At 45.4% G+C, this 26,243-nt stretch carries 18 protein-coding genes; 12 read left to right on the top strand and 6 right to left on the bottom strand.

Annotated elements, in window-relative coordinates; translation table 11 throughout:
* Positions 1-73: 73 nt before the first annotated feature.
* Together DKW60_RS04800 and DKW60_RS04795 are read left to right on the top strand one after the other, a co-directional pair.
* Entirely contained in the window at positions 74-280 is a 207-nt protein-coding gene (locus tag DKW60_RS04800; protein ID WP_109836529.1) for a hypothetical protein, read from the top strand.
* A complete protein-coding gene (locus DKW60_RS04795) occupies positions 280-2,154 on the top strand; it encodes an ATP-binding protein (RefSeq protein WP_109836528.1) in 1,875 nt (624 codons plus the stop codon). The genes DKW60_RS04800 and DKW60_RS04795 overlap by 1 nt, the downstream gene beginning before the upstream one ends.
* Positions 2,155-2,201: 47 nt before the next feature.
* Here DKW60_RS04795 and DKW60_RS04790 read toward each other — a convergent pair whose 3' ends face one another.
* A complete protein-coding gene (locus DKW60_RS04790; RefSeq protein ID WP_109836527.1) occupies positions 2,202-3,227 on the bottom strand; it encodes a GTP-binding protein in 1,026 nt (341 codons plus the stop codon).
* 208 nt (positions 3,228-3,435) lie between these two features.
* Here DKW60_RS04790 and DKW60_RS04785 point away from each other — a divergent pair, with 208 nt between their 5' ends.
* Positions 3,436-3,780, top strand: coding sequence for a HopJ type III effector protein (locus DKW60_RS04785; RefSeq protein WP_109836526.1), 345 nt, complete (start codon positions 3,436-3,438; stop codon positions 3,778-3,780).
* A gap of 22 nt (positions 3,781-3,802) precedes the next feature.
* Here DKW60_RS04785 and DKW60_RS04780 read toward each other — a convergent pair whose 3' ends face one another.
* Genes DKW60_RS04780 through DKW60_RS04765 form a run of 4 tightly spaced genes read right to left on the bottom strand, consistent with a single transcriptional unit; the run spans position 3,803 to position 8,437 of the window.
* Positions 3,803-5,008, bottom strand: coding sequence for a lipocalin-like domain-containing protein (locus tag DKW60_RS04780; protein WP_245929587.1), 1,206 nt, complete (start codon positions 5,006-5,008; stop codon positions 3,803-3,805).
* Positions 5,005-7,515, bottom strand: coding sequence for an FtsX-like permease family protein (locus tag DKW60_RS04775; protein ID WP_109836525.1), 2,511 nt, complete (start codon positions 7,513-7,515; stop codon positions 5,005-5,007). Before DKW60_RS04775 ends, DKW60_RS04780 begins: the two co-directional genes overlap by 4 nt.
* The gene (locus DKW60_RS04770; RefSeq protein WP_109836524.1) at positions 7,508-8,188 is read right to left on the bottom strand and encodes an ABC transporter ATP-binding protein; all 681 of its coding nucleotides are present in this window, start codon (positions 8,186-8,188) and stop codon (positions 7,508-7,510) included. Before DKW60_RS04770 ends, DKW60_RS04775 begins: the two co-directional genes overlap by 8 nt.
* Before the next feature lie 18 nt (positions 8,189-8,206).
* Positions 8,207-8,437: an RND transporter gene (locus DKW60_RS04765; protein WP_109836523.1), complete on the bottom strand. Its 231-nt coding sequence runs from the start codon at positions 8,435-8,437 to the stop codon at positions 8,207-8,209.
* 244 nt (positions 8,438-8,681) lie between these two features.
* Here DKW60_RS04765 and DKW60_RS04760 point away from each other — a divergent pair, with 244 nt between their 5' ends.
* The 8 genes from DKW60_RS04760 (at position 8,682) to DKW60_RS04725 (ending at position 23,665) form a co-directional block, all read left to right on the top strand.
* Entirely contained in the window at positions 8,682-9,827 is a 1,146-nt protein-coding gene (locus tag DKW60_RS04760) for an endo alpha-1,4 polygalactosaminidase (RefSeq protein ID WP_109836522.1), read from the top strand.
* A 6-nt stretch (positions 9,828-9,833) separates the two neighbouring features.
* Complete coding sequence (locus DKW60_RS04755) at positions 9,834-14,051, top strand: tetratricopeptide repeat protein (RefSeq protein ID WP_109836521.1); 4,218 nt, start codon at positions 9,834-9,836, stop codon at positions 14,049-14,051.
* 11 nt (positions 14,052-14,062) lie between these two features.
* The gene (locus DKW60_RS04750) at positions 14,063-15,466 is read left to right on the top strand and encodes a GAF domain-containing protein (RefSeq protein ID WP_109836520.1); all 1,404 of its coding nucleotides are present in this window, start codon (positions 14,063-14,065) and stop codon (positions 15,464-15,466) included.
* Entirely contained in the window at positions 15,444-16,337 is an 894-nt protein-coding gene (locus tag DKW60_RS04745) for a hypothetical protein (RefSeq protein ID WP_109836519.1), read from the top strand. Before DKW60_RS04750 ends, DKW60_RS04745 begins: the two co-directional genes overlap by 23 nt.
* Positions 16,338-16,434: 97 nt before the next feature.
* Complete coding sequence (gene pelF, locus DKW60_RS04740; protein WP_181389585.1) at positions 16,435-17,982, top strand: GT4 family glycosyltransferase PelF; 1,548 nt, start codon at positions 16,435-16,437, stop codon at positions 17,980-17,982.
* Positions 17,963-19,342, top strand: coding sequence for an exopolysaccharide Pel transporter PelG (gene pelG / locus DKW60_RS04735; protein WP_109836518.1), 1,380 nt, complete (start codon positions 17,963-17,965; stop codon positions 19,340-19,342). The genes pelF and pelG overlap by 20 nt, the downstream gene beginning before the upstream one ends.
* 138 nt (positions 19,343-19,480) lie before the next feature.
* Positions 19,481-20,422, top strand: a complete 942-nt coding sequence (locus tag DKW60_RS04730; RefSeq protein WP_109836517.1) for a class I SAM-dependent methyltransferase — start codon at positions 19,481-19,483, stop codon at positions 20,420-20,422.
* A gap of 222 nt (positions 20,423-20,644) precedes the next feature.
* Entirely contained in the window at positions 20,645-23,665 is a 3,021-nt protein-coding gene (locus DKW60_RS04725) for a polysaccharide deacetylase family protein (protein ID WP_109836516.1), read from the top strand.
* A gap of 37 nt (positions 23,666-23,702) precedes the next feature.
* Here DKW60_RS04725 and DKW60_RS04720 read toward each other — a convergent pair whose 3' ends face one another.
* Positions 23,703-24,491, bottom strand: coding sequence for a TatD family hydrolase (locus DKW60_RS04720; RefSeq protein WP_109836515.1), 789 nt, complete (start codon positions 24,489-24,491; stop codon positions 23,703-23,705).
* A gap of 72 nt (positions 24,492-24,563) precedes the next feature.
* On the opposite strand from DKW60_RS04720, the gene DKW60_RS04715 reads away from it, so the two are divergent.
* Complete coding sequence (locus DKW60_RS04715; RefSeq protein WP_181389584.1) at positions 24,564-26,234, top strand: mucoidy inhibitor MuiA family protein; 1,671 nt, start codon at positions 24,564-24,566, stop codon at positions 26,232-26,234.
* Positions 26,235-26,243 lie beyond the last annotated feature (9 nt).

The following is a 26,243-nucleotide window of genomic DNA, read 5'->3' as shown; positions in this document are numbered from 1 at the left end:
TATCCGCCTTTTATGTTATCGTTTATTTTGGGTTATCACCGACATTATATGCTAAAAAACAAGGAAGAGTGCAATGTCTGCCAATACGGATTTACGCTGGTTAAAGCCATCAGAATTAAAAGGGGCTGCCAGACGCTTTGCTGAGTTCTGCAAAACGGATATCAAACACCAAAGCAAGATCAATAAAGATTTCGATATTGAGACTTATGACAGAGCTGCGCGTTTGATCATTAGTAAATTAAAAGCACCCGGTGAACCGCATAAAAAGGACGATGCGTAATGTTGATACAATCAATAACAGCGACAAACTTTCGTAAGTATCAACAACTCAGTATAAAAGACCTACCCACTCAAGGCGTGATTACTGTCAGCGGTCTTAATGAATCTGGCAAGTCTAGTATTGGTGAGGCAATCTGTTTTGCCTTATTCGGACGTACATTCAACCTGACAGGCACCGCCGTTACTAAGTTGATACGCTGGGAAAGCGACGCAGCAAGCGTGTCGTTAACTCTGAGTAATCAACAAGGCGTGTCTTATACCATTGAACGTAGCATCGATAGCAAAGGCAACAGCGATGCCAGTCTGACCCAGGCCAAGGGTGAGAAAGTCATCGCAAAAGGGACTGTCGATACTGATAAAGCGATTCATGATTTACTTGGCTACACGTTCAATACCTTCACAGACTCTTTCTACTTAGTTGCCCGTGATCTCAGCAATCCTGATCCGGACAGTAACAGCATTAAACAAATGGCGGGCATTGGTGAGTATTCGAAAATAAGTGATGAGCTGACCGAGGCCACCACTCTTAACCAACAGTCCATTGACGAACTGACACCCACGGTGAATAAACATCATCAGGCACTCGACACACTCAACATCGATGAAACTTTACTGCCAGAGCTCGTTGATGCACGTGAAGTTATTGCGCTTGAGAGTGAGCAAAAGCATGAACTCAATGGTGAACTTGCCGAACTCAGCAGCACATACAAAGAACAACAGAAGCAATTTAAACGAACCCGCAATGGTTGGCGCTTCTTTAATACACTGACCTGGATTCTGGTGCCGCTTATGTTGGTCGCGTGGGGGATTTGGTTGTTATTTAACTTCTTCCCACAGCAAGTGGCTGCGCTATCACAGAATCCGGAGATAGCACCCCATCTGGAGAAAGTAAATGACGGGGTAAATCAGTGGGGCTTTCAGGTCACCATGGGATTGGTGTTGTTAACCAGCTTGATATTGTTTTTCAAATGGCGCTCTGAGTCAAAAAACGACTCTCAGCTGGCCGACGCAGAAGCATTGTCAAACACACTCAAAGTGTCTCATGAACACTCTCAGCATTCACTGGATGGACTGGTTACCGCACGTTTAAGACAAACTCTACGAGGTAAAATACAGCCCCAGTCAGCCCTGTCTTCACCACCGCAGAATGACAACCAACGCCTACTCAAGCTGACCGCGGAGTGTAAGGATTTCTCAGCGGATGACACTGAACTAGACAATACAGTACAACGTTTACGCGATACACTGGATCAGCAGCAGCGTGAGCTGGGGCAACTCAGTGAACCGCTTGAAGCTCAAATAGATACCGAGAAAGATCACTCCGACAAAGCAGGTGTTATCCGTTCAGCGCTGCGCGGTGTACAGACAGAAATCGACGACAATCAAAAACAAATCGATACTCAGCAAACTGGCGTACAACTACTGCAACGCGCTTCAGATGCTTTAATCACAGACTTCAACGCATCGATAACGAGTCGTACTGAGAAAACCATGCCGCTGTTTACGGATAACCGTTACAAGCAAATCAAGATCAGCAAAGATCTATCGGTTCATGTGTATTCAGATGAGAAGATGGACTGGATTGATTTTGATGAAGTGTCATCAGGCACACAGCGACAAATACTGCTGGCGGTACGTATTGCCATGTCAGAACAACTGGCGGGAAATACCGACAACCAAAAACAGTTTATTTTCCTGGATGAGCCATTTACCTACTTTGATCAGGAACGAACAAAGTCATCATTGGCAGCATTGCCTAAGATCAATGATACGACTTGTCAGGTGTGGATTGTTGCACAAGAGTTTCCGGAAGGCTCACATTACGATAAACACATCCATTGCCCTGAAACCGGAAATCATATTTTGAGTGCCTGAGAACTGACACTCATTAATAGGTCGAAAATACAGGGATGGCTGAGGCTTTAAACCTCGGCCATTCTTAATGTTGCCATCAATCGCTCCGGATCTAGCTGACGCCCAATAATCTGTAGGTGAGTACTGCGCTCTTCATCAGCGCCCCATCGACGATCGTAACTACGATCGATTCTTGAGCCAACGCCCTGCACAACCTGGCGCATCATTTTATTCGGCAACTCAGCAAAGCCCTTTGTGCGATAGACCGACTGCTCCCGAATCAGCATTTGTAAACGACTGACCAACAGATCACTGTCTACTTTACCAAGCTTGATGATCACCGAATCAAAGCCATTCTCAACTTGCTGTTCATCAATATCAATCTTGTCGATTTCGAGTCGCTGTTCAGTATTACAAGCGCGGTCGAACAGCAAATCAGGATTCACTAAACCGTGCTGCATACTGATAATATCCGGGTCGTGAGTCAGCAAGCCTTTCAGCTTATCCTGCAACTTACGTCTCATCGCCGGAAACACTAAATCAGTCTTACTAATCAGCACTACATCCGCGATATCCAACTGAGCCTGATACAAGAACTGTAAGTCAGTATCAATACTGCGTGACGCAAGACCAGACGCTGTTGTGTAACGACCATCTGCTAAGGCCGGACCATCGGCAACCGTAATCACAGAATCAATCGTGAACTGTGAGGACAAGTCTTCTGAACTTAAACGACGCAGAAATGAGATAGGAAGCTCGGTTCCGGGAGTCTCAATCATGACATGATCAATATCAGCTTTGCGGTGAGCCAGCTCTTTCATCATGTGATGAAAGTCATCCTGAACAGCGCAACACAAACAGCCATTACTTAACTCATAGATACGGTTACCCAGAGGAAGACGACAAACGTTATCGACTGCATCAATATCGGTACCGCGCAGAATATCGGAATCGATACTACTATCAGCAGGAACACTCACTACCACAGCGACACGCCGCCCTGCGGGTTGCTTTAAAACATTGGATAACAATGTTGTTTTTCCACTACCCAAGAAACCCGACACCAGAGTAGCGGGGATTTTTTGTTTATTCATTATATTTATTAGCCCCAATAATATTTGAATATCAGCTACTTACATTACCCTATATGCGTTGATATTCATCCAGATAATAGTAGCACAGCAACTGCTACCTGCACAGATAAGACAACAAGAACGGATAGGCGGTTCAGCATTCACACGCAAAAAAATATAACGATCTATGTTAAGCTCAAACACTATTGAATGAACGGATATTTAAAGCATGAACCTACAACAGTTTTTGAGTCGTCTACGTAGTGAACCCGAGTCAATCGAGTTTGATGATTGTATGGCGGTTATTGAGGCTGAATACAACTTCACTCCCACCGCATTTACAAATGGCGACGTCAGCAATGCCGCTGATGAGAATAATGGCTCTTGTAAGATTTTTGCCTTTGCGCAGCTTCAGTCATTAAGTGCCGACGAAACACTCGCTTGCTTTGGCCGCTATTATCGTGATGATGTATTACAACACCCTGATGGTACAGATCATGCCAACATTCGCAGCTTTATGCAGCATGGCTGGATAGGAGTTGAGTTTAAGGGCATGCCGCTAACAACTGTCTGACAAACAGATATTGCCTGACAGGCTACCTGATGATCTCCACCGGGTAGCCTGTCAGTTCCATATACCCCATTCCTGTATCACTACCTTGCACCTTGACGATACCTTCCCAATAGGGAAACTGCGTATTCATCCATTGCTGATCATAGAGACTATCCACCTGCCATCGCTTATCGAGTCGCGGTATTTCAATCTCCCAACTTAGTGGTAGTTTGACCTTCTTTGCCTGGGAAGGCTTGTCCTGATTCACAATTACCCAACGGTAATCTTTTTCCCGAAGAAGAATATCCGTGCTAGCCAGCGATACACTATTACCCTTTGTATCAATCCAGCTTCCACTCAACCAGTGCTTACCGTCGGTTTGTCTTAAGCGATAAACCATTACCGCATCACCACTCTCCAGATGCAGTGAAAACCAGTCCCAACCTTTTTGTTCCTTTGCCAGTGGCTGAGAGCTCCACTCCCGATCCAACCAGGCATGCCCCGTCAATTGATGATGTTGGCCTTGGTGGCTAATCGTTCCCTCCACCTGAATATGCGGCTGACTGTAATAATAGCTCGCCTGCCCCTTCCCTGATTTTTGACTAAAACCGTTATTGCCCTGCAATACCCAAGGCGTTGAACTGCGCATGTTCAAACGAACCTCGGTGTCGCCAATGTTGTAACTCAGGGTTGATGGAAACGGACTTGCGGTCTGACTTTTCCAAACCCAGTCATCCAACCAAACCTCAAAAGGTTGTTGATAGTTCCTACGGCGATTTGCAGAGAGTACCCCAGCCTGACCAATCCCACCACGTGCGAAACGCTCTGCATATTGGTGTTCATGGGGTGAAGAAACAGCAGCATGTGCCATCCATAATTGATTGCTTTCCCAACCTCGTAACACAGGTTTAGCATCCATGGACTGACGAAACAGCGTCCACTGAATCCCCCAGTCCTTACCTTGCTCATCCTGCAAATTAGCCGTGATGTACCACCATTCAATGCGATAATCAGGGTGTGGCCCATGGTCATCCGGAAAGACAAAAGGTCGATCTGGTGTTACCTCTGCAAAACCATCAACTTGCTGCCTAAGTACCTGATAAGCATCCGATGTATCGTCCTCTGCATGACCCAATAGCGGCACTAAAGCACCCATTACTAGCCATAACAAGAGGCACAAGCTATAACCCTTAGTTCTGCTCAAAGGCTGATTTATCGCCAATGTGTCACAAGTGACGTTAACATTCATCCGGTACTCCCAAGTTGCGCTAAAGCCTTTGGTAATTGAGATCGCAAACGCCAATGAGTCACAGCAACCGAAAACAGCACCAGACTCAAACACAAGACCGCCAAGGCTAAAGCAGGTGTAGCCTGCCATAACATCGGCATACTCCAACCAAAGGACATCACATTCAACTTATGAATCAGCAACCATGACAATAATGCTCCCAACGATACTGCCAGCAACCATGAGATGGTGACGAATAAGAGCAAGGGAATCAGAATAACCATCAGCTGCTCCCAACGATTCACACCTAATGCTGACCAGCCAGCGAATTGAGGTAATCGCTCCTGTAAAATAGCCATCAATGAAGTCAATAAGGCCAAGCCAGCCACGATCAAAGTAAGTGTGTTCATTGCCAGAGTGATGGTAAACGTGCGCTCAAAAATATCCATCGCCACGGCACGCAAGCGTGACTGAGTAATCCAATCACCGGGTGCAAAACCAGCTTTAAGCATCGCTTTCTCCGCCATAGACATGGAGGTGTTTTTTTCTCCTTCCGCCAGATGGTTTACCCAGAGTGCAATGCCGCTATCTCTGGCTTGCGGCCAGTGTTTTAATAACATTTGACGAGGTAAATAAAACTGATAACGGGCATTTCCATAGTCATAAAAGAAACCGGCAACTTTAAAGACTTGAGGTCCATTGACAGTGTCCAGCGTGATTGAGCCGCCTAAAGGTATGCCCGCTAAATAATGCACTTGCTCATTGGCGAGTATCCACGGCTCTGAGTGATCAGATTCATTCCACAATTGCATCGCCTGTGGGATAGCCTTAGCCAAAGGAAGTGTTTGTGTGTCAGGTGCTGTTGGCACCAATCCACGCAGATCAGCCGGACGGTTTTGCCAGTAGGTCGACATCTCCATTCTTGCATGCGTATCACTCAGCCATCCGGTCGACTTACCTTCCGCGATTAACGCTGCGATTTCCGGTCGTTGCTCACGCAAGTAAATGTCTGCCGTGAGACGTTGTGATAGCCAGTCGGTAAACGACGTCCGGAAACTACCGATGAGTGTTTCTACCCCAAAATTACAAGTCAGTGCCAACAGCAGCGCCATCATGGCGGTTCGTAAGGTAGGCAGCTGCGCCCAACCATCACTAATCATCCATCGTAATAATGGTCTCTGCTTAGGCGTTACTTTTGATACTGCAGCCAAGCCTGATGCCAACAAATAAGGCAGCAGCCATGCTGCTGAGAACAATATTAACCCCAAGAGTACAAAGCCCATCAGCACTGAGTCGATAAAGGGATATAACAAAGCTGCAGCAAGTCCCAACATCACACTAAGAATACCCAACTGCTTTCTGGAAACCTTATCTTGTCGCCACTTCGAACTAAGCTGACTACCATGAATCACAGACTGCTTGCTCACTTGCCACATGGGTAAACTTAATGCAAACAACAAACCAATTAAGGTCATTGCCCAGGCGATGAATACAGTTGTTGGTTTTAGCAGTAATTCACTACTCATTTTAGCGCCATAAAGACCATCCATCATGGAGCCTAAAGTAGGCAATAACTTCAAGCTGATCGCATAACCAGCTAACAAGCCAGCACTGGCTGCGATAACACTCCAAAGCAATGCTTCCAGCAACAATGCGACCGCCAAGGTATTTAGACCAACACCCATCAGACGTAAATTTTTAACGGTCTGCTGTCGATACCATAGTGAAAACCTTACCGCGTTGAACACAATAAACAACCCAACTGCGAACGATAATAAACTCATCGCACTAAGGTTAGTATGCAAACTATCGGTAAGCTGAGTCAGATTAAGTGCCTGTTGATTTTTCACCAAGGACAGCGATGCTGGTAATGCCTCTTCAAGCGCTTGGCGTCTTTCATCATCTACTGGACCAACAGCCAGATAATCCAAGGTATCACGGGATAACAACGCTTGAGCTGCACCAATATCGAGTAAGATCTGCCAGCCTTGCTGTGCGTCCGAGCGAATAACCGTGGGTGGCAGGAGATCTCCGTTTTTAAGAAGCAGTTGCTGACCTTGTATCAGGTCTAGTTGATTCGCCAAAGCCTCCGGAATCCATGCCTGATAAGGAGGTTGAATAAAATCCAACCAAGCCCGATTGTCGCCCGCAACTGCAACCCCGGTACTTCCGCTCTCTGTGGGTAACGCAAAAAGGTCTGTCGCAATAATTGAAAGCAACATCCCTTGCTGTGTTTCTACCCGCGCCTCTATCACCGGGAATATCTCTGTAAAACCTTGGCGTCGTAGCTTGATATAACTGGCTTGCTTAATGCTTGTGCCTTGTTTTGGATAAATCGTATATTCCCGTTGCGCGCCCAACAAGGAATCAGCCTGCTCATAACTCGCTTTTGCATGAGCATTGATTACCTGCACCGCCGACCACAGGGCTACTCCGGCAACTAAGCCAGATAGCAAAAATAACGCCTGCCATGGATGTCGCCAGTAATGACTTAATAGTGCCCTAAGCGTCCAGCGCAGCTCAGTCATCAGAGGCACTCAACAAACTGAGCGTATGGTGCTGCAACCACCACTGATGATCTAAATAGTTCGCCATTTCACGGCTGTGTGTCACCATCAACAAGGCACTTCCTGCTTGCTGAACTAAGTCTTTAAATAGCGACATGACTTGTAAACTACTTTGCTCGTCCAGATTCCCGGTAGGCTCATCAGCGAGCACTAAGGCAGGTTTGTGAAGCAAGGCTCGGGCAATCGCAACACGTTGTTGTTGACCTCCAGACAGTTGATGTGGATATTTATGCAACTGATCCTGCAAGCCAAGCTTTCCAAGCAACTCCTGTTCAAACATCTCATCATAACGCCCGCAAAGTGCCGCCTGAAAACGGATATTATCCAATACCGGTAGCGTTGAAATCAGATGAAACTGCTGAAACACCAGACTGAGTCTATCCCTGCGAAGCTTAGCCCGCTCCTGCTCATTGAGTGATTGAATCGCCTGACCGTCAAAATGAATGACACCAGAGTCTGCCTCATCTAGGCCGGCGATTAAGTGCAATAATGTACTCTTGCCACTACCACTTTCACCGCGTAACGCAGCCGATTCGCCCGCTTTCAGAGAGAATCCCACCCTATCGAGTACCGGAGTCACACCCTCGGCATGCGCGTAAGACTTAGTTAAGTCCGTTATATCTAGTAGTGGCATCGCTTGCTCCGCAGTTGTTTATTCGGCTTGTTCGGGGGCGCGGCCTAATGTGAGTTTTAATATCAAAACGACGAGCGGCAAACCGTGCATTAGCATATCGAATATATCAATCATTTCAGTCAGGTTTCCTGCCGCCAACATTTTCAATTTTTCCCATAAATGTGGCTCCGGCTGGAACGGTGCCAAGCCCAAAAAGAGACTAATCATTAGCAATGGAACCAAAGGGATTTTGTACAGTAGTTGTCGCATATTTCAGCCATTTAAAGATTTATGATGAGTTAGATGTGATTAATTTTCTGAATGCCAAATGTTAACCATTCAGCTCGAATTTCAAAAAATCCCACAGTAAGTTTCCGACAAACTCACTCTATCATTTTTTTTGCCGCGTTAAGCCAACATTAAAATGCGAATTCTTACTAAATGGGGATACTTAGCGTCTGTGAATAACACTTCAAATTAAAATAATTATCACGTACAAAATGGAGTCTCCCCCGTGACTAACGTACTGAATAAAGCCTTTTTGGCTATTTTTTTGCTATTGAGTTTCAGCATCGCTACCGCTGCTCGCATGGATGCGCGCAAGAGCACCGCTGTATTCTATGGCCCCAATCTTCCGACTGATGTGCTGTCTCAGTATAGCCGTATCATCGTGGAAGCCGACAATGTAAAAGCACATGAGCTAAAAGAATTGCGCGCCAATGGTGGTGATGTATTCGCCTACCTGAGTGTGGGTGAAGTCTCCCCTACGCGTAAATGGTTTAACAAAATAGGTCAGGAATGGGTTCTTGGAGACAACCGTATCTGGGATAGTAAGGTGATGGATCTCAACTCAAAAGGTTGGCAAGCGTTCGTCATAAACGACATCGTTGATCCTTTATGGCAAGCAGGTTACAGCGGCCTGTTCCTTGATACGATGGATAGCTTCAAGTTATTTGCGAACAGCGATGCGCTGGAAAAGCAACAAACCGATGCACTCGTTTCATTAATGGAAATCATCCACAAGCGTTATCCTGAGATGCGTTTTATCGCCAACCGTGGTTTTGAGGTCTTACCCAGAATTGGACACTTAGTAGAAGCAGTTGCTGCTGAGTCACTCTTCGCAAGCTGGGATAACGGCTTAAAAGTTTACAAAGAGACCAAAGCAGAAGATCAGGATTGGCTACTCAACCAGTTACACACCATCAAAGATAAACTGCCGGTCGACATTCTCATTATTGATTACCTTGAGCCTAATAAACGTGAAGATGCCCAATCACTCGCTGATCGCATTACGCGTGAAGGCTTTATACCGTGGATATCAATCCCCTCACTCGACATGGTGGGCGTGAGTAGCTTTGAGCCTCAGCTAAAAACATTCCTGCTACTAACGGATAGTAAAACGGAAACCCATCATCCGATGAATCTGGAAAAATACCAGATCCTTCAACGCAATCTTGAAGCAGATGGCTTGCGACTGGAAGTCCATGACATTCAGTCAGGCATGCCAACCGGCCACTTAATTGGCCGATATCTGGGCATTGTGACCGCTCAGCCATTTAAACAGCAATTCCCCATTTATCAGAACTGGCTTCGCCGCCAACAAAGTGAAGGCATCAACATACAAGTGCTTTCTCCTGACGCTGCGATTCCAAAAGGATAAGACATAATGAAAAGATCTGAGTCCCCTCAAAAGCTATTTAACGTCCCAGTGCTGCTACTTATTACCGCAGTGCTGATCGGTTTTCTGGTTTTGTTGTTCCCCTGGAAGAGCGCTAATTTCCTTAGCTCTCAGGACTCAGGTGCATTAAAAGAACAGTTTTCCAGTCGCTTGCTGGCACAGTACCACCAATTACTTAACGACCCACAAAGTACTAATGAGCAAGTACTAAAGCTAGCGCAAGAAATGAGTGAGAAAGGCTTGTGGGAATCATCACGCAGACTACTGAGCGAAAAACTCAGTACTGCTGATTTAAGCACGCGTCAACGTAAGCAGTTAGCGACGATCCAGCTTAGAAACTATCTTGATGCTTATTATACCGCGAGCACTTCAGGTGAAGATTTCAGCGATCAACATATTGATGTTAGGCAGCATCTGCAATATTTGGAGGACTATAACAGCCTGAACCGTAAGGAATTGCAAGCTCTGGCTAAAGCAAGTACTGACTTTGGCCTGTTACCGCAAGCTGTTAAAATTTATCACCGTTTAGCAGATGTAGACACTGCAAAAAAAGCATCATGGTTAGCTGAAGCAGGTCGTTGGTCAGAACATGCGGGTGATCCTGTTAGTGCAGCAAAAGACTTCAAAACAGCCAGTGAATTATCTAAAAATACCGGCCGCTTTAATGCTTATACTTACGCGTGGTTATCAGCTGCCTCCAAAGCTGGTCAAAAGGAAGAAGTAAAAGACTTCCTGAATGAAGCACAGTTTCAATTACCCGAGTCGCCAAAGGCACTGGAAGCTTTAGCCAAGGCTAGTCTTGACGCTGGTCTACCAGAAAGTGCCAGTAACCTATATGCGCATTTAGCCAAGCGTGACTCAGTCACGAACAAGCAGCGCTGGTTAGAAAAGGCTGCGCATTGGGCCACCGAAACCAAGATGTACAGCAACGCCAGTCACTATCTGGAAGAAGCGTCTGAGCTTGCGACAAAAGACAGCGACCGCTGGACAATACAACAGCGCTTAATCGAAGTTTATATCAAGGATAATCGCCATAACCTTGCATTGAACATCATTGAACCACTGATCAAACACAATCCCGGCAATATGACACTGCTCAAGAAAGGTGTGGGTATTGCCTTGTTGGAAAAGGATCTGGATTTAGCCAGAGACTGGAATGGAGATCGTCTGGAACTTCAGCCAGACTCTTACGAAGCTATTATCAGTCAGGCTGATATTGAAACCATTGATGAAAATTTTGAAGAGGCTGCAGCCTTTGTTAAACGCGCTGTAAAGCAAAAACCGAAAGACCTGAAGCTGCGTGAGCGATGGGCTTACCTTGAAGAGATGAAAGGTAATGACACACTTGCCCTTCAACTTTGGCAGTGGATTTATGAGCAAAGTGGTGACACTAAACATCAGGAACAAGTGATTCGAATTGCACAGTCTGATTTAGATGGCGACGGACTGGCGTTCTTGATTACTTTGTCAGAGTCTCAGGAGTTACCACACCAGACAGTTAATGACATCTTCTTTCACTTAGTCAGAAAAGCTAAACACAATGCAAAGGCAGAAGAATTCCTGACAGACTACTTAGCTATGCACGGCCCAGACCGAGAGTTCTTAGAAATACTGGCTAAATGGTACGGCGCAGAAGAACGCTACGAAGAAGCACTTGCGACCTGGTCACGCCTTGAGCAAAGTTTTGGTAGCAGCAATCAATATGCACTAACGCGCTTTGAGCTGCATTGGGCATTAAAACAAAAAGATAAGGCTTACCAGTTATGGCGTGAGAACCATCAACAATGGAGAGAGGACGCTACAGACAACCAGCTAGCCATCATGGGTGAAGTAGCATGGACCTATCAGCATAATGCAGTTGCATTAGCTTATTACCAGCGTCTGCTAAAGAGCACGGATCAATCAGAGGTCAAGCAGCGAATCCTGTTCCACACCCGTATCGCGTTGTTGCATGACAAGCTCGGTCAAAGCGCGGCAGCCTTGGCGGCCATCAAACGTGGTTTTATGGAAACCGCTGATACCGACCTAATGATCACCGGTATGCAAATTGCTTTTGATGCGAAAGACTATCAGGGCTTTGCCACTTTATTAGCATTATCAAAAGAGCAGTCATCTCGTTTTGCCTCTGAGCCGAGATATTGGTTGATGCAGGCAGCGATTGCTAATTCACAGAAGAACTACCAACAAGCACTGTCATTATTCCAGAAAGTACTGGCGTTAAATCCAAACTCTAAAGATGCTCAAAGTGGTATTGATTCGATTCAAAAAATTGCACTCGATGCCCGCAAACAAGCAACCCTAAAGCAACTGGTTGCCATGCAGGAAGCATTTGATAAAAAGCAATATGGCTTGCTTGAGAAGCTCTTCGCTGCCTCCGATGCAAAGCTCAGTGAATTTGCTGACATGGCCCAATACTGGTTGTTACGCGCTCAATTTAACTACCAGAAAAAGCACTATGCCCAAGCGATTAATAGTTATAAGCGACTACTTCATCTTAAGCCTGACTCCGTCCCTGCCCGACAAGGAATGATATTAGCTTTCACTCAGTTAAAAGACTTTGCAACACTTAGGCAACTGCTAAAAAGCTGGGAAACGTTTGCAGAGTCACATGATGAACTTTGGCCGAATTATGCGACAGCATATCAGGCAATGAAGGACTACCAGAGCAGTATCAAATGGTTTGAGATGGCTAGCGTTAAACATACTGAAAACTTCATTATGTTACTCAGTTATGCAGAATCACTGGAACAATTAGATCGCAAATCTGAAGCTGCTAAGGTTCGTGCTTTTGGTGTTCAACAACTTAAACAACAACTTGCCTCGGGGTCATTGAACCCTGCCGAGCGTAAAGAGGCTTTATTTCAATACCTGAGCGTGACGCATAAGTCCGGTACACAAGCTGAGTTTGACAAGATCTACGCTGAGCTAGACCGCCTGACCACAGATAAAGCTGACAAAGACCGCATGAATGAAATTGCGATTTCATGGGCTTTGGATAAAAACAATATGACACAACTGAAGCGCTTGCTGGCTCGGACGGATGTCAAACGAATGAAAAAGCCGTTATGGATGGCTTTGTCAATCGCGTTAAAACTTAAAGACAAGCGAACGTTGGCAGCCTTACTCAAGCAGTCTGACCAAATGTCTACCAGTGATCATGTCAGTGTTTTGATTGCTCTGGAGCGCCAACAAGAAGCATTCGATGTCGCGAAACGAGCGATGAATGAAGCGGACACTGCTAAAGAACGTGATACCGCCCGACGCATCGCTCTGTCACTGGCTGAAGGTCGGGTTTCTGAGTTTGTAGCGGCTTACAACGCCAGAAAAGTCGGAACACTCACAACCAGAGAGCAAACCCTTCAATATAAACAAGGGATGGGGAAATATGGTCTTCCGGCAGGCTTTGATATCAAACTTCGCAAAGCTCAGCTCAGTGACAACTCGTTACCTGGCACCAAAGTCAACGAACAGGATGTTTCGGTTGGGTTCGAATGGAAAGATACCACTAATCAGCTGAATGGAAGGCTTGGTATCTATGACAACGGCACTGACTTACAAGCCTATGGTAATTTGAAATACCAGAGACAGCTGAACGAACGACTTCGCGCTGGATTGGAATATGGTTTTCAGGAAACCCCCGATGAAAATTCATATTTAAGACAATACGGTCGCAGAAACAGATTAAAAGTTGACTTCAATGCTCAGCTTGGTGAAAAACAAACGGCTCAGTTGAGTGCATGGAAGCACGAATTCAACCGGACTGATAACGGTCAAAATCTTGCTGATGGACTCGGTGCTCGTGCAGCGGTGGTTCACAGACAAAACACCGTGAATGGTCAATGGTATGGCGGCATTCAAGGAACGTTACAGAAGAACGACAATGCCAGTCAGGTAAGTACGGCGAACGCGCTGCCTGAGTCAACCCAGAGCGTTGAGTTGATCGCTGGTTTTAACCACGGAATACCCGGACAAGGTCTAAGTGGAAAATCAGAGCTTCAGTACAGTGGTTCGGTTGCTCTCGGTAAAGTCTGGCCAACTGGTGAGCTAAAAGCACATGCTGAAGCCGCGGTTAGTAAAGACTTATTTGATAATGATGAATTGAGTTTGGGTGTGTTCTATGACAAAGGCTCACTCGGTAACCCAGAAGACAAAGGCTTATTACTGCAATACCGGAAATTCCTGGATTTCCCGGTAACAGATAAATAAAGATAACAATCATGAAAAGAAAATCCATGCAAGGGCATGTGGTTGTTGAGAATTTTTCAATACCCCGCTCATCAGATTCAACACCTCTGGCACAACTTAGGCCAAAGCCTGAGACAGCAATATTTGAGGTCCTTTTCCTACCACTTTTGGTCCCTTTGCTGGCATGGCTGCTGGGGCGTGAAGATTTATTCTTTCTACAGTCGGCCTTCCCCTGGATGTTATTGGTTCCTACCTTGACTGCTTCACGTTACGGAACGCGCTATGGCTTGCTGAGCTTATTAGTCATGTCATCGTTTTGCCTGCTTTATGTTTTGGTGTTTAATCCTGCCCTTCTGACGGTGGCCAGTCAGATACTTGTCGGAAGCCTGTTAGTCGTCTTAGTCATTGGTGAAATGATTCAGTACTGGGGCAACCGTACTGAGACTCAGGCGAAAGAGCTTGAGAATTACCGACTCAACGCCAGTCAGTCAGAGCAAGCACTGCAGTTACTACACATTTCATACAGTCAACTAGAAGAAGACCTGGTTGCTGAGAGCCAATCACTGGCAAATTCACTACGCTTACTCGACACTTCTGTTAGCTCTGTCGACGCGGATAACAAGGCTGAAGCACTCACTGTAGCTATCGAAAAAATGCAGGAAATACTTGCGCATTACCCTTGGCTGGAGGCGGCTGCCTTTTATCGCATGAGTAAAGATAACCAGCTATACCCAAAAGCACTGGGTAGTGTTGGTATGGTTCACGTCAGCGCCTATCAAGATCCATTGGTAAAAGAAGCGATTCGTTGTAAACAGGCTGTTAGTGTGAAGAACTCTCAGCTGATCCAAAAGCACCAGTTGAATACAAATCTTCAGGCCGCGATTCCATTGATTGACTGCAATGGCAAACTTTGGGGCGTGATGGCCGTAGCGCGGATGGCTAACTCTGCAATGACTCAGCAGAATCTTAACCTTCTGGCATTGCTTTGTAACTACGTGAGTAATCTTCTTGATAACACACAACGCCCAACCACAAGTGCAAAAAAATTACTGCAAGAAATGTATACCGGTCTCAATGTAGTTTTGAATACTGTTCGAACCGCAACACTGATTACACTCACCATTCGCAATACAGACGATAGTGCTGAATATAAAGATTATTTCGTCTCCAAGGTGAGAGGTGCAAACCGCATCTGGCACCTGCAACGTGCGGAAAGCACTACGCTTGTTATTCTACTACCTCTGTTTAATGTTCAGGATTTCAAACAATTCCAGGATAATCTGGCAAGCCGTTTTACCAAACGTTTTGGCAAGGACTTCTCCAATGCGGGAATATCGCTAAAATTCAACCCTATTCGTCATCAGATGCAGCGCACGGAATTGCAAAAATATCTGGTTAGCCTTGGTAAATTTGATGATGCGCGACTTATCCGTTAGTACTTTAGTAGTTTTTTTTGCAGAGCTTGTGTTATTCGCTCTGCTGTGGACAGGTCAACCTAGCTTAATCTTGATTGTTTCTGCACTACACCTTGTGGTTGCTACATTAGCAGCTCAATGGTTCAGTATGCATTGGTCTGATCCTGCCACTAGCCCAAAACAAGTCTGGCTGTATGTCATTATGACCGTAGCGCTTCTGCCTGTGGTTGGCAGTCTGCTATTAGTACTTATCGAAAACCGGTCTATATTGCGTGAGCAAGGATTACGCGCAGGGCTTGGTGCTGAAGACCAAGAAAAACAGACTGCTAAAGATCTGCTTAATTACTTTACCGCTCCCGATTTCCACCAAAAAGGTAGTATTAGAAAAACACGTGATTTATTGTCTTCGTTAGATGATGAAGCTTACCTTGGTTTATTAATCGCATCACGTCACCTTCCGGATAAAGAGGCCTATGCTTTACTGAGCGAAGCACTTCTGAGTCCATTTGAAAGTGCTCGCTTGATGGCATATTCACTAAAAGGCAAGCTGGAAGAGCAAATGCAGAGCGACCTTCAGAAGAAGCTGGAAGCCTTAAACTCTGCCCCCAAGAAACGCTTGTCTGAACTACACTTAGCTGTCGCACATGATTATCTGCACCTATTAGATGTTGGTGTTGAGTCCAGCAGCAAAGAAGTTTTGTTACAGCAAGCGAGTGATCATTGTATCTCCGCCATTCGTGAAAATAATGAATCTGGCAGTGCCTATCAGACACTCAGTGAAATCCTTGAATATCAAGGTAAAAAAGCGGCAGCCCGTAAAGCTAAGCTTCGCGCCATGAATCTTGGAGTGACAAAAAATGAGACCGCGTTGTTTGACACTTTAACCGCCTGACTGAATTTGGCTGACATTCTCTGTGTGCAGATTATAATTGTGGTTAAAATTTACATACGCTCGAATTTACATTACCTATAATAATAAGAATAAAGCCGTGACTGAAGACGAATTCCCAAGACTTGGGCCATCCCAAAAAGCAGATATTTGCCTCTTGTTAGAAGGCACGTATCCTTATGTGCGTGGTGGTGTGTCAAGCTGGGTACATCAGTTAATGGTTGGACACCCCCAATATCAGTTCTCACTGATATTTGTGGGTGCGAGCAGTGAACATTACTCAGAGATGCACTTTGAGTTCCCTCCAAACGTATGTCATTTCGAACGTCACTTTCTGAATGACTCACTCGATTTGGGGGAACCAAAAGAACACAGTCTCGATAAAGAAACCGTCACTATACTGAAGTCTCTGTACGAGTTATTAGCTAAAGGCGGTCAAGCCCCGGCGTTAAAGCAGCTGTCCGGTTTACACAAACTGCTATCACGAGCATCTGATTATTCAGCGGATCAGTTTTTTTACAGTCCTGAAATATGGGACATGATCACCGATGCCTACCGAAATAATTGTCCTGACCTGCCATTTAATGAGTTTTTCTGGAATGTGCGGGCGATGCATGCGCCCATTCTTGCTTTATTGAAAATTGCTGTTCAAGTACCGATGGCAGACTGTTATCACACAATCTCGACCGGTTACGCTGGCCTGCTCGGTTTGTTTTTAAGATTGATGAAAAACAAACCATTGATGGTGACAGAGCATGGTATCTATACAAAAGAACGTCAGATCGATCTTTATCAAGTCGACTGGATTAAAGAAAACAACCCTTACCTCGCTGCAGGCCTTGATGACCGAATCAGCTATATTCGTCAGCTATGGATGCAGTTCTTTGAAGGTTTAGGTCGTCTTACTTACAGTGGTTGTCTGGTCATCGTTACCTTGTATGGTCAGAACAGACAGAAGCAAATTGATTTGGGTGCTCCACCGGAACGTTCTATCGTTATTCCCAATGGCGTAAAAATAGAACGCTTTGTGCCCCTCAGAGATGAACGGAGCGACACGATACCGCCGGTATTGTGTTTATTGGGGCGAGTTGTCCCAATCAAAGACATTAAGACATACATTCGCGCCATCGGCATTCTCAAAGATAAAATCCCGGATGTGGAAGGCTGGATTGTAGGGCCCGAGGAAGAAGAGCCAGAATATGCCGCAGAGTGCCATACTCTTGTTGAGCAGCTGGGCTTGCAAGAACAGGTCAAGTTTCTTGGGTTTCAGAATATCAACGATATTCTACCAAAAATGAGTCTAATGACACTTAGCTCTATCAGCGAAGGTCAGCCCTTAGTAATCCTGGAAGGTTACGCCGCAGGCGTACCTGTATTATCCACCGATGTCGGCTCATGCCGTGAACTTGTTGAAGGTCGAACTGAGGAAGATCGCGCACTGGGATCAGCTGGCTCTATTGTGCCTATCGCCAACCCTCGCGCACTCGCCAATGCTGCGGCGGACCTATTAGCCGATGAAGACCGCTGGTATCAGGCACAAAAATCAGCAATCGCCCGTGTCGAACTACTTTATGGCGAACAGACATTCCTCGATAACTACAAAGAACTATATCAAAAGGTATTGAGTCATGGCCGGAATCGGGTTTGAGCTAAAGAAAATGCTCAAGGATGACAGCTGGTTTGGCCTGCTGAAAACCTATGCCTATGCCGGTGCCATCAGCTCTGGCCCTTGGGTATTATCAATTCTTGGGATTATGCTGGTTGGTGTTATCAGTATTGGGAACAAGGGCGCGACTGGTACTTGGCTTGGAGAGTTCTTAGTCTCAGTAACATGGCTGATGTCGTTTTCACTCGTTCTAAGCAGCCTGTTGCAACTCGTGTTCACCCGCTTCATGGCAGATCAACTGTACATGAAGAACGACCACCGAATACTGCCTAACTTCATTGCAGCTCTGGGACTGTCTACTTTAGTTAGCGGCATTTTTGGAATTATCTGTTGGCTAGTGTGGTTCAGGGCACTGGATTTTCTGTATTGCACACTAATGCTGATGAACTTTGTGTTGCTCTGCAATGTCTGGCTCGCCGTCATTTTTGTTGCGGGTATGCGTCGTTACAAAACTATCCTTGTCGTTTTTTTGATTAGTTATGTGAGTATTGCTGTTTTATCGACAGTGCTTCGTGCAGCAGGCTCAAACGGCCTGCTGACGGCTCTGCTGATCGGTCACACAATCTTGCTTGTCTCTATGCTGCTGATGATCTTTCAGGAGTACACGGCAGACCGTTTATTACGCTTTGATTTCTTAAAGCTTAAAAATATTTACCCCATTCTCATTTTTATCGGTCTGTTTTTTAACATGGGTGTGTGGGTTGATAAATGGATGTTCTGGTTCACCCCTGCCACTTCCGATGATGTGAATGGAGTCCTGCGCGCCTCCGTGATTTATGACTTGCCAATCTTTTTGGCTTACTTATCCATAATTCCGGGCATGGCAAGCTTCTTATTGAGAGTCGAGACTGACTTTGTATCAACTTATCAGGACTATTATTCCGCTGTTAACGATGGTGCAACACTGGGTCAAATCGAAGATAAACGACAAACCATGACACTGAGTATTCGCAATGCTTACACTGAAATCATCAAAGTTCAGGGTGTCACTGTTTTGTTGTTTTTTATTATGGCTGAGGACATTATCAACTGGCTGGAGCTATCCCCATTGTATGTCCACTTATACTACATCGACCTGCTATCCACAGCCATGCAGGTATTGTTTTTAGCCACGCTCAATATCTTCTTTTATTTCAACTTTTTAAAACAAGCATTTTGGATGAGTTTTGGCTTATTCGCTCTAAATACAATCTTCACGGGACTTAGTCTACTTTTGGGTCCGGCCTTTTATGGCTATGGTTTTGCACTGGCCATTTTCATTACGACTATCATCGGCATGGTCGTTCTCTCCAATAAAATTAATCGACTCGAATACATCACTTTTATGCTTCAACGCTCGTAGTTTTCAATGCACACCTGCCTCCGCCTTTTATCTATCACAAAAAACCAACCATCCTGATAGTCTGCCCAACACAGCCTTTGAAATGAGAAATTAGGAAAAAATAAGGATATTTATTCAATCAATAAAAAAGGCAAAATCATGTTACTTGAAAGGAATCAGGTCATAGAATTATTAAGATGCCCAAAACATCAAACTCCTCTGACGATCGATGGTCAGAATCTAATTTCACACACAGAAAACCCAGCACTCAGCTCAAAATACGAGTTCGTTGACCACTACCCCATTGTGATCGACTTTGATAAAAGCATACTCAATAAGAAGGATACCGAAGGCACAGCCTCAGTGATTAATCGCCCAGCCTATGAAGGGCTATCCGGCATAATCAAGCGCGTGCTTCTCCCCAGATCAAAAGCGACTAAGGATAATGTCGAGCTACTATTCAGCGAACTCCTGAAAAAGCATGCTAAACCACGGGTACTAATGGTAGGAGGTGGTACGCCAGGCCAGTCTATGGAGCCGTTCTATGAAGACCCTCGTATCGAACTGGTCTCATTTGATATCTATGCATCGGACTCTGTGCAGTTCGTTGCTGACGCGCACGATATACCATTACCTGATAATGCATTCGATGGCGTGATCATTCAGGCGGTTCTGGAGCATGTATTAGACCCTGAGAAAGTGGTTTCTGAGATTTACCGTGTGTTGAAAGATGATGGCATTGTCTATGCTGAAACTCCGTTTTTACAGCATGTCCATGAAGGTGCGTATGATTTCACTCGCTATACCGAAAGTGGTCATCGCTTTTTATTCAAAAACTTTGAGCTAATTAAATCGGGCACTACAGCCGGTGCTGGTACGCAATTACTGTGGGCCATTGAGTACTTTTCACGTGGAATTTTCAGGTCGCGTAATATAGGTAAAATATTCAAATTGCTTTTCTTCTGGCTGCAATATTTAGATAGCCTGATTCCTGAGTCATACAATATCGATGCAGCAAGTGGTGTGTTTTTTGCGGGGCGCAAACAAAGTAAATCAATCAGCGATGAAGCGATTGTTAGTCACTATGGTGGCGCTCAGTAAACGGCATTCATACGAGTGCTCACTTAAGCGGCTAAGCGCGTATCGCTGAGTGAGCACTATTACAGCACCCAAGAAATCTCAATCTCCCCATCAGTTAAAAGCAACCGTTCAGAGTGCATTTGATTCAAGACTAACGTGCGAAAGCATCTAATCTCATCATTACAATAAGGCAGTAGCCACTAACAATTATTTAGAATTTCGACTCCCCATAGGTAAGGCCCCATGAACCTCCGTAAAATATCCAAATGGATGAGCACTTATGCATTGCTCATTGCTTCGTTAGCCACGCTGGGCTCAGCCCATGCTGCACCAATCGTCATTGACGGTAATGTTTCTGACTGGACACAGGAAGACCGCTTAGAACTCCCTCCACGTAGTCCGGTGACGGGCTATGAGCTATTTGGTCGTTATGAAAACAATACATACAACGTATTGTTACGTAATCTTGATGGCCCAATCAGTACCAGTACCACTTTCTGGCTCAATACAGACCAAAATTCTGACACCGGTTATAAAATCTGGGGCTATGCCGGCGGTGCAGAATATAACGTCAATATTGCTGCGGATGGTAAACCTTATCTTTACACTGATGCTGACGGTCAGACCTTAGTATCTGGACCACTGACACACAGCATTGTCGCTGACGGTAGTGGCACTAATATCGAAATTGCGATTCCTGAAGCGCTGATTGGTAATCCTGCTGGTGCTGGTATCAACATGCTGATCGATGTTAACAACTCGACTTTTTTACCGGTTAGTTACTGGCCGCATGAGAACAATTACATCATTCTCAAGCAGACTGTTTTCTCAAACAGTGGTATTCAAATTGATGGACTAAAGTCAGACTGGAACAGTAGCGACCGAATGGATCTGGACCCGGTGAATGCAGTTGACGGCACTGAGTTATATGGTCGTTACGAAGGCGGAAAATATAAATTCCTTATTCATGATTTTAATCGCACAATCGGTTCCGGAACCACGATCTGGCTTAACACCGACCAGGACTACAACACAGGTCACAAAATCTGGGGCTATGCCGGTGGTGAAGAGTACAACATCAACTTCTTCACAGATGATAAACCTTATCTTTACAGCAACGATGCTGGTCAGACCTTTATTGCTGGCCCATTGAACTTTGCCACGACATCAGACGGCACTGGTGGCTCTATCATGGAGCTGGAAGTTGATGAAGCTGCTATCGGTACACCTGGTGGAGATGCAATCAGCCTGCTGTTTGATGTAAATAACGACAGCTACCTACCGCGTTCTTACTGGCCTAACACCAATGACTACGAGTTAAAGCGCGAGCAGAGCACAGCGCCTATTGCGATTGTTTATTCTGAAACATCTGAAGGCCAGTTCTTTGACACAAAAGCGTATGCTCAGTTGTTCATGAGCGTGCAGTCTCAGGCAATCATGGCAGGTCTGCCATTCGACCTGCTCAATGAAGACGACTTATTGGACCTTAGTAAAATCACGAAATACAAAACCATCGTGTTCCCTTATTTTGCTAATGTGAAATCATCATTACTTCCCGGTATCGAACAGAACCTGATTACGGCTGTTAGCGACTATAATGTTGGTATCGTTACTGCGGGTAACTTACTGACGAATGATGAGACGGGCGCCAGTCTACCGGGTGATGCTTACTCTCGTATGAAGGCATTGATGGGTGTGACTCGTGTTGATGGTGGTGGGCCGTTTACGATCAACTACAAGATCTCTAATAGTGCTCACCCTATCACTAGCAACGAGTACGCTTACAATGAAGTCTTAAGAAGCTACACAAATTCATTCACAGATTACTTCGTTCCGACCGGCAGCTATTCAAGTAACATCATTGCAACACAAGACATCACTGGTATTGGTACAAAGAATGCGTTAATTGTCACCGAAAACGGTGGTCGTCACGCACACTTTGGAACTGTACAGCAAATGACTGACCCTAATATCCTCTGGTCAGTGCTTCAGTGGAGTGTGTACGGTGAGAAGGCAGCAGCATCACTTCACATGACACGCAATAACTCGATCTTTGTTGCCCGAAATGACATGGATCAAAGCATGTTCATTGATGAAGTTGCTCCTGTGAATGGTGCCCTGTTACCAATCCTGCAGACCTGGAAGGATCAGTATGACTTTGTTGGCTCGTACTACATCAACATTGGTGCATACGCGCCTAATCAGGAAGAAACAGACTGGAGCTACTCAGCACCACTGTATCAGCAGTATCTGGCGCTAGGTAACGAGATGGGTACGCACTCTTACACTCATCCCCATGACACCAACATCCTGAACCCGGCTCAACTAAGCTGGGAGTTCTTAACATCTCGTCAGATTATTGAGCAGCAACTAGGCTTATCTAACTTGAGTGGTGCCGTACCAGGCGCACCGGAGAACTTAGCCACGTCACTAGAGATCATTCAGCACCTTGACTATCTGAGTGGTGGTTACTCAAGTTCTGGCGCGGGTTATCCGAATGCATTTGGCTTCCTGAATCCAACCATCAGTAAAGTATATCTGAGTCCAAACATGTCGTTTGACTTCACTTTGGTGCAGTTCCAACGCAGAACTGCCGAAGAAGCGAAGCAAGTATGGTTCAATGAGTTTGATACTTTAACAAAGCATTCGCCTCAAGGCTTGATCCACTGGCCTTGGCATGACTATGGTCCAATGGACTTTGGCGATGCCGGTTATAACTTCGATATGTTTGATAGCCTGATCAAGAAAGCTTATGAGTACGGTTCAGAATTTGCCACTGGTAAAGACTTTGCTGACCGAATCAAGGCATTTAAATCAGCAGGACTTGCAGTCAACAAATCAGGTAATACTGTAACTGCTACCGTCACGGCAGCTGATACGGGTAAGTTTGCGCTTAGAGTGGCAAATGGAACCACAATCCAGTCAGTTGATAACTGGTATGCCTACAGCGATTCACAAGTGCTGATGAGTAAAGGTGGTGGTACATTCAAGATCAACCTTGGTACTCCGGCAAACAATGTTAGCCGTATCACTAAGCTACCGTCACGTGGTGAGTTAATCTCACTAAATGGTGATGGCACAGACCTGAGCTTTGAGTTCAAAGGTAAAGGTACGGTAGAAGTTGAACTAAAATGTGCACCCACATCGTTCAATGTGACAGGTGGTAGTTATCAGTACCTATTCACCTCACCGAGCAAAGTTGGCATCAGGTTTAACGAAGACAAGCAGCATGCTATGACAACAGTGGATTCTACCTGCCCATAAACAGGTGTTTCACAACTAAGCTTTGAAAAATGCCTCGCTATTGCGGGGCATTTTTTATGCCAAACAACTCACAACTATTTTTAGTCGTCATCGCTGCGACAGCTTCAAGGCTATCCCCTCTCAACTCCGCAACCACTTTTGCTATATCTACCAGCCATGACGGTTGGTTTCGTTGATCACGGTGAGATGAGTCTGACTGATCTGGAGCATCTGTCTCCAATAATAAACCTTCCAGAGGCAGGTCTTTTACCAAGCGTCTCAGTTTGTTGGCTCGGGAATAAGTCACAGGGCCGCCAAAGCCCAGATAAAATCCCAGATCAATTAATTGCGTTGCTTGCTGATAACTGCCTGAGAAACTATGGATCACTCCCCTGAGCCCGGGTCTTAGCCGGATTTCTTTCAGCACTAAATCCAATGACTTTCTGGAATGAATAATCAGAGGCAACTGGAAGTGCAAGGCAAGATCCATTTGAGCAGTGAAATACTCCAGTTGATGCTGCTTGTCATGCGACTCAACGAAAAAGTCCAAGCCACACTCACCCACTGCCACCGCTTCTGACCGATTAAGCTGACGCTCCAACATCAACAGATCTTCTGGTTTATGTGATGACATAAACATTGGATGCAACCCATAAGCAGCATGCAGTTTTACTTTGGCATCGCGATGCTTAGCGCATAGTTGCTCCAGATCTTTCCAGGTGCCTGCTGTTACTCCGGGGATCACAATATCACTCACATTGTTTTGATGAGCAAGCGCTAAGAGTGTATCGCGGTCTTCATTGAAGACTGAGAAATCAAGGTGACAATGGCTATCAATTAATCGCATGATATGATGAACTACAGTAATAAACGCGGGCCTAATGGCTTAGCCACAATAATTAAACTTCGGGGGTCTTACATGAGCTTTCAAAGCATTTCTCGTCCTATAGTACTCACTATCATTAGCGGAAGCACCTTTGGCTTTCTAAGCTATGCTCAGGCCGCTGAGTTAATTACCACATCATCAATTCAGAGCATCACCGTATTTCCTGGCAGCGCTAAGGTTACACGGGTCGCCAAACTAGAGGTTCCTGCGGGTGAAAGTACACTCGAGATATCAGACCTGCCGATGAGACTGATCCAGTCATCACTTCGTGTGGATGGCTCAGCCGATGCCGATGTTACTCTGGGGAGTGTTTCTCTAAAAAGCAAAATCAACACAGAGCTCGTGTTAAAAGAGGAGCGCCTGCTTCGTGAAAAAATTGATACCTTAAATCTGCAACGCACTGCATTACAGGACAAAATTAAACGCCAACAATCTAAACTGGAATATATCGCTGCGATGGGGTCAGGCGGAAACAATGAGACTGGTAGTCGCTACCTACAACTACCGATGGAGCAATGGCAGGAAGCCTGGAAAACGCTCGAAGAGGCAACAGCTAATGCACAGGAGCTGATTAGAGATACTAATACTGAAGTAACGGCATTGGATGCTGAACTCAAAAAACTTAACAACCAATTGCGACTAGTCGCCAGCAATCAGCGCAGCACAAGAGTCGCCGGACTTAACCTCAAAGCATCAGCTGATACAACGCTTGAAATTGAAATCAGCTATCTCATTAATGGTGCATCATGGACTCCAGTTTACGATGCTGACTTAGATACTCAGTCCGGAAAATTAACCATCAAATCACAGGCTGAAATCAGTCAACGTACCGGTGAGAATTGGAACAAGACTAAAGTCACACTCTCCACGCTAAGACCCTCGCAATCCACTCAACTTGCGACACTAGAACCTTGGTCAATTGACTTTGCACCCGATTTTGAAGCTTTCCCAACCGCCAGAGGCATGGCAATGTCTGAGGAAATGGCGCCTATGATGGATGCCGAAGTAAGTATGATGGCAGCCCCGGCTGCTCCGGTTAAGCGAAAAGTGGTGGCCGAACAAAGCTTAATGGTGACTGCTGACTTTTCAGCGGATTACATCATTCCACAAACCGTATCTCTTGATTCAGGCTCAGAAAAGAAACGCTTTTCCCTATCCTCTGAAGAGCACAACAGCACAATTGAACTTGCAAGCACGCCTCGTATAGACCCAAGAGTACTGCTTACCACACACTTTAAGTATGACGGCGAGACGCCACTCCTAGCCGGTAATTTATCACTATACCGTGATGGATATTATGTCGGTAACACTTATCTAAGCCAGCAACAGCCCGGGCAGGAAATAAAACTCTCATTCGGTGAAGACGACAAGGTGAAACTCACATTTCAACCGGATCCGGATGCAAAAAGTGAGGATGGCATTTTCTTTGGTAAGCGCAAGGTAGTAAAAAGAGCTTATCAAGTGACGATGAACAACCAGCACCAACAAGCCTATCCCATTCAGCTGTACGACAACATACCCGTCGCCAGTCATGAAGATATTAATGTTGAATTAACTGGTGATGCACCGAGCGAAAAGGACATAGATGACAAGAAAGGCGTCATGAGCTGGAAACGCACACTTCAACCAAAGACCGAACTACGCCTACGCTATGGTTATAGCGTCAGCTACCCCGAAGATAAGAACGTCTATGGTTTGCAGTAGAAACGGATC

Source organism: Leucothrix pacifica, assembly GCF_003172875.1.
Taxonomy (GTDB): domain Bacteria; phylum Pseudomonadota; class Gammaproteobacteria; order Thiotrichales; family Thiotrichaceae; genus Leucothrix; species Leucothrix pacifica.
This window is presented reverse-complemented; position numbering and strand designations above follow the sequence as displayed.

Bases quoted from the DNA above. Each gene is read 5' to 3' on its own strand.
- DKW60_RS04790 (WP_109836527.1), bottom strand. From the start codon at position 3,227: ATGAATAAACAAAAAATCCCCGCTACTCTGGTGTCGGGTTTCTTGGGT.
- DKW60_RS04770 (WP_109836524.1), bottom strand. From the start codon at position 8,188: ATGCCACTACTAGATATAACGGACTTAACTAAGTCTTACGCGCATGCC.
- DKW60_RS04780 (WP_245929587.1), bottom strand. From the start codon at position 5,008: ATGAATGTTAACGTCACTTGTGACACATTGGCGATAAATCAGCCTTTG.
- DKW60_RS04775 (WP_109836525.1), bottom strand. From the start codon at position 7,515: ATGACTGAGCTGCGCTGGACGCTTAGGGCACTATTAAGTCATTACTGG.
- DKW60_RS04765 (WP_109836523.1), bottom strand. From the start codon at position 8,437: ATGCGACAACTACTGTACAAAATCCCTTTGGTTCCATTGCTAATGATT.
- DKW60_RS04745 (WP_109836519.1), top strand. From the start codon at position 15,444: ATGATGCGCGACTTATCCGTTAGTACTTTAGTAGTTTTTTTTGCAGAG.
- DKW60_RS04785 (WP_109836526.1), top strand. From the start codon at position 3,436: ATGAACCTACAACAGTTTTTGAGTCGTCTACGTAGTGAACCCGAGTCA.
- DKW60_RS04715 (WP_181389584.1), top strand. From the start codon at position 24,564: ATGAGCTTTCAAAGCATTTCTCGTCCTATAGTACTCACTATCATTAGC.
- DKW60_RS04750 (WP_109836520.1), top strand. From the start codon at position 14,063: ATGAAAAGAAAATCCATGCAAGGGCATGTGGTTGTTGAGAATTTTTCA.
- pelG (WP_109836518.1), top strand. From the start codon at position 17,963: ATGGCCGGAATCGGGTTTGAGCTAAAGAAAATGCTCAAGGATGACAGC.
- DKW60_RS04795 (WP_109836528.1), top strand. From the start codon at position 280: ATGTTGATACAATCAATAACAGCGACAAACTTTCGTAAGTATCAACAA.
- DKW60_RS04720 (WP_109836515.1), bottom strand. From the start codon at position 24,491: ATGCGATTAATTGATAGCCATTGTCACCTTGATTTCTCAGTCTTCAAT.
- DKW60_RS04755 (WP_109836521.1), top strand. From the start codon at position 9,834: ATGAAAAGATCTGAGTCCCCTCAAAAGCTATTTAACGTCCCAGTGCTG.
- DKW60_RS04725 (WP_109836516.1), top strand. From the start codon at position 20,645: ATGAACCTCCGTAAAATATCCAAATGGATGAGCACTTATGCATTGCTC.
- DKW60_RS04730 (WP_109836517.1), top strand. From the start codon at position 19,481: ATGTTACTTGAAAGGAATCAGGTCATAGAATTATTAAGATGCCCAAAA.
- DKW60_RS04800 (WP_109836529.1), top strand. From the start codon at position 74: ATGTCTGCCAATACGGATTTACGCTGGTTAAAGCCATCAGAATTAAAA.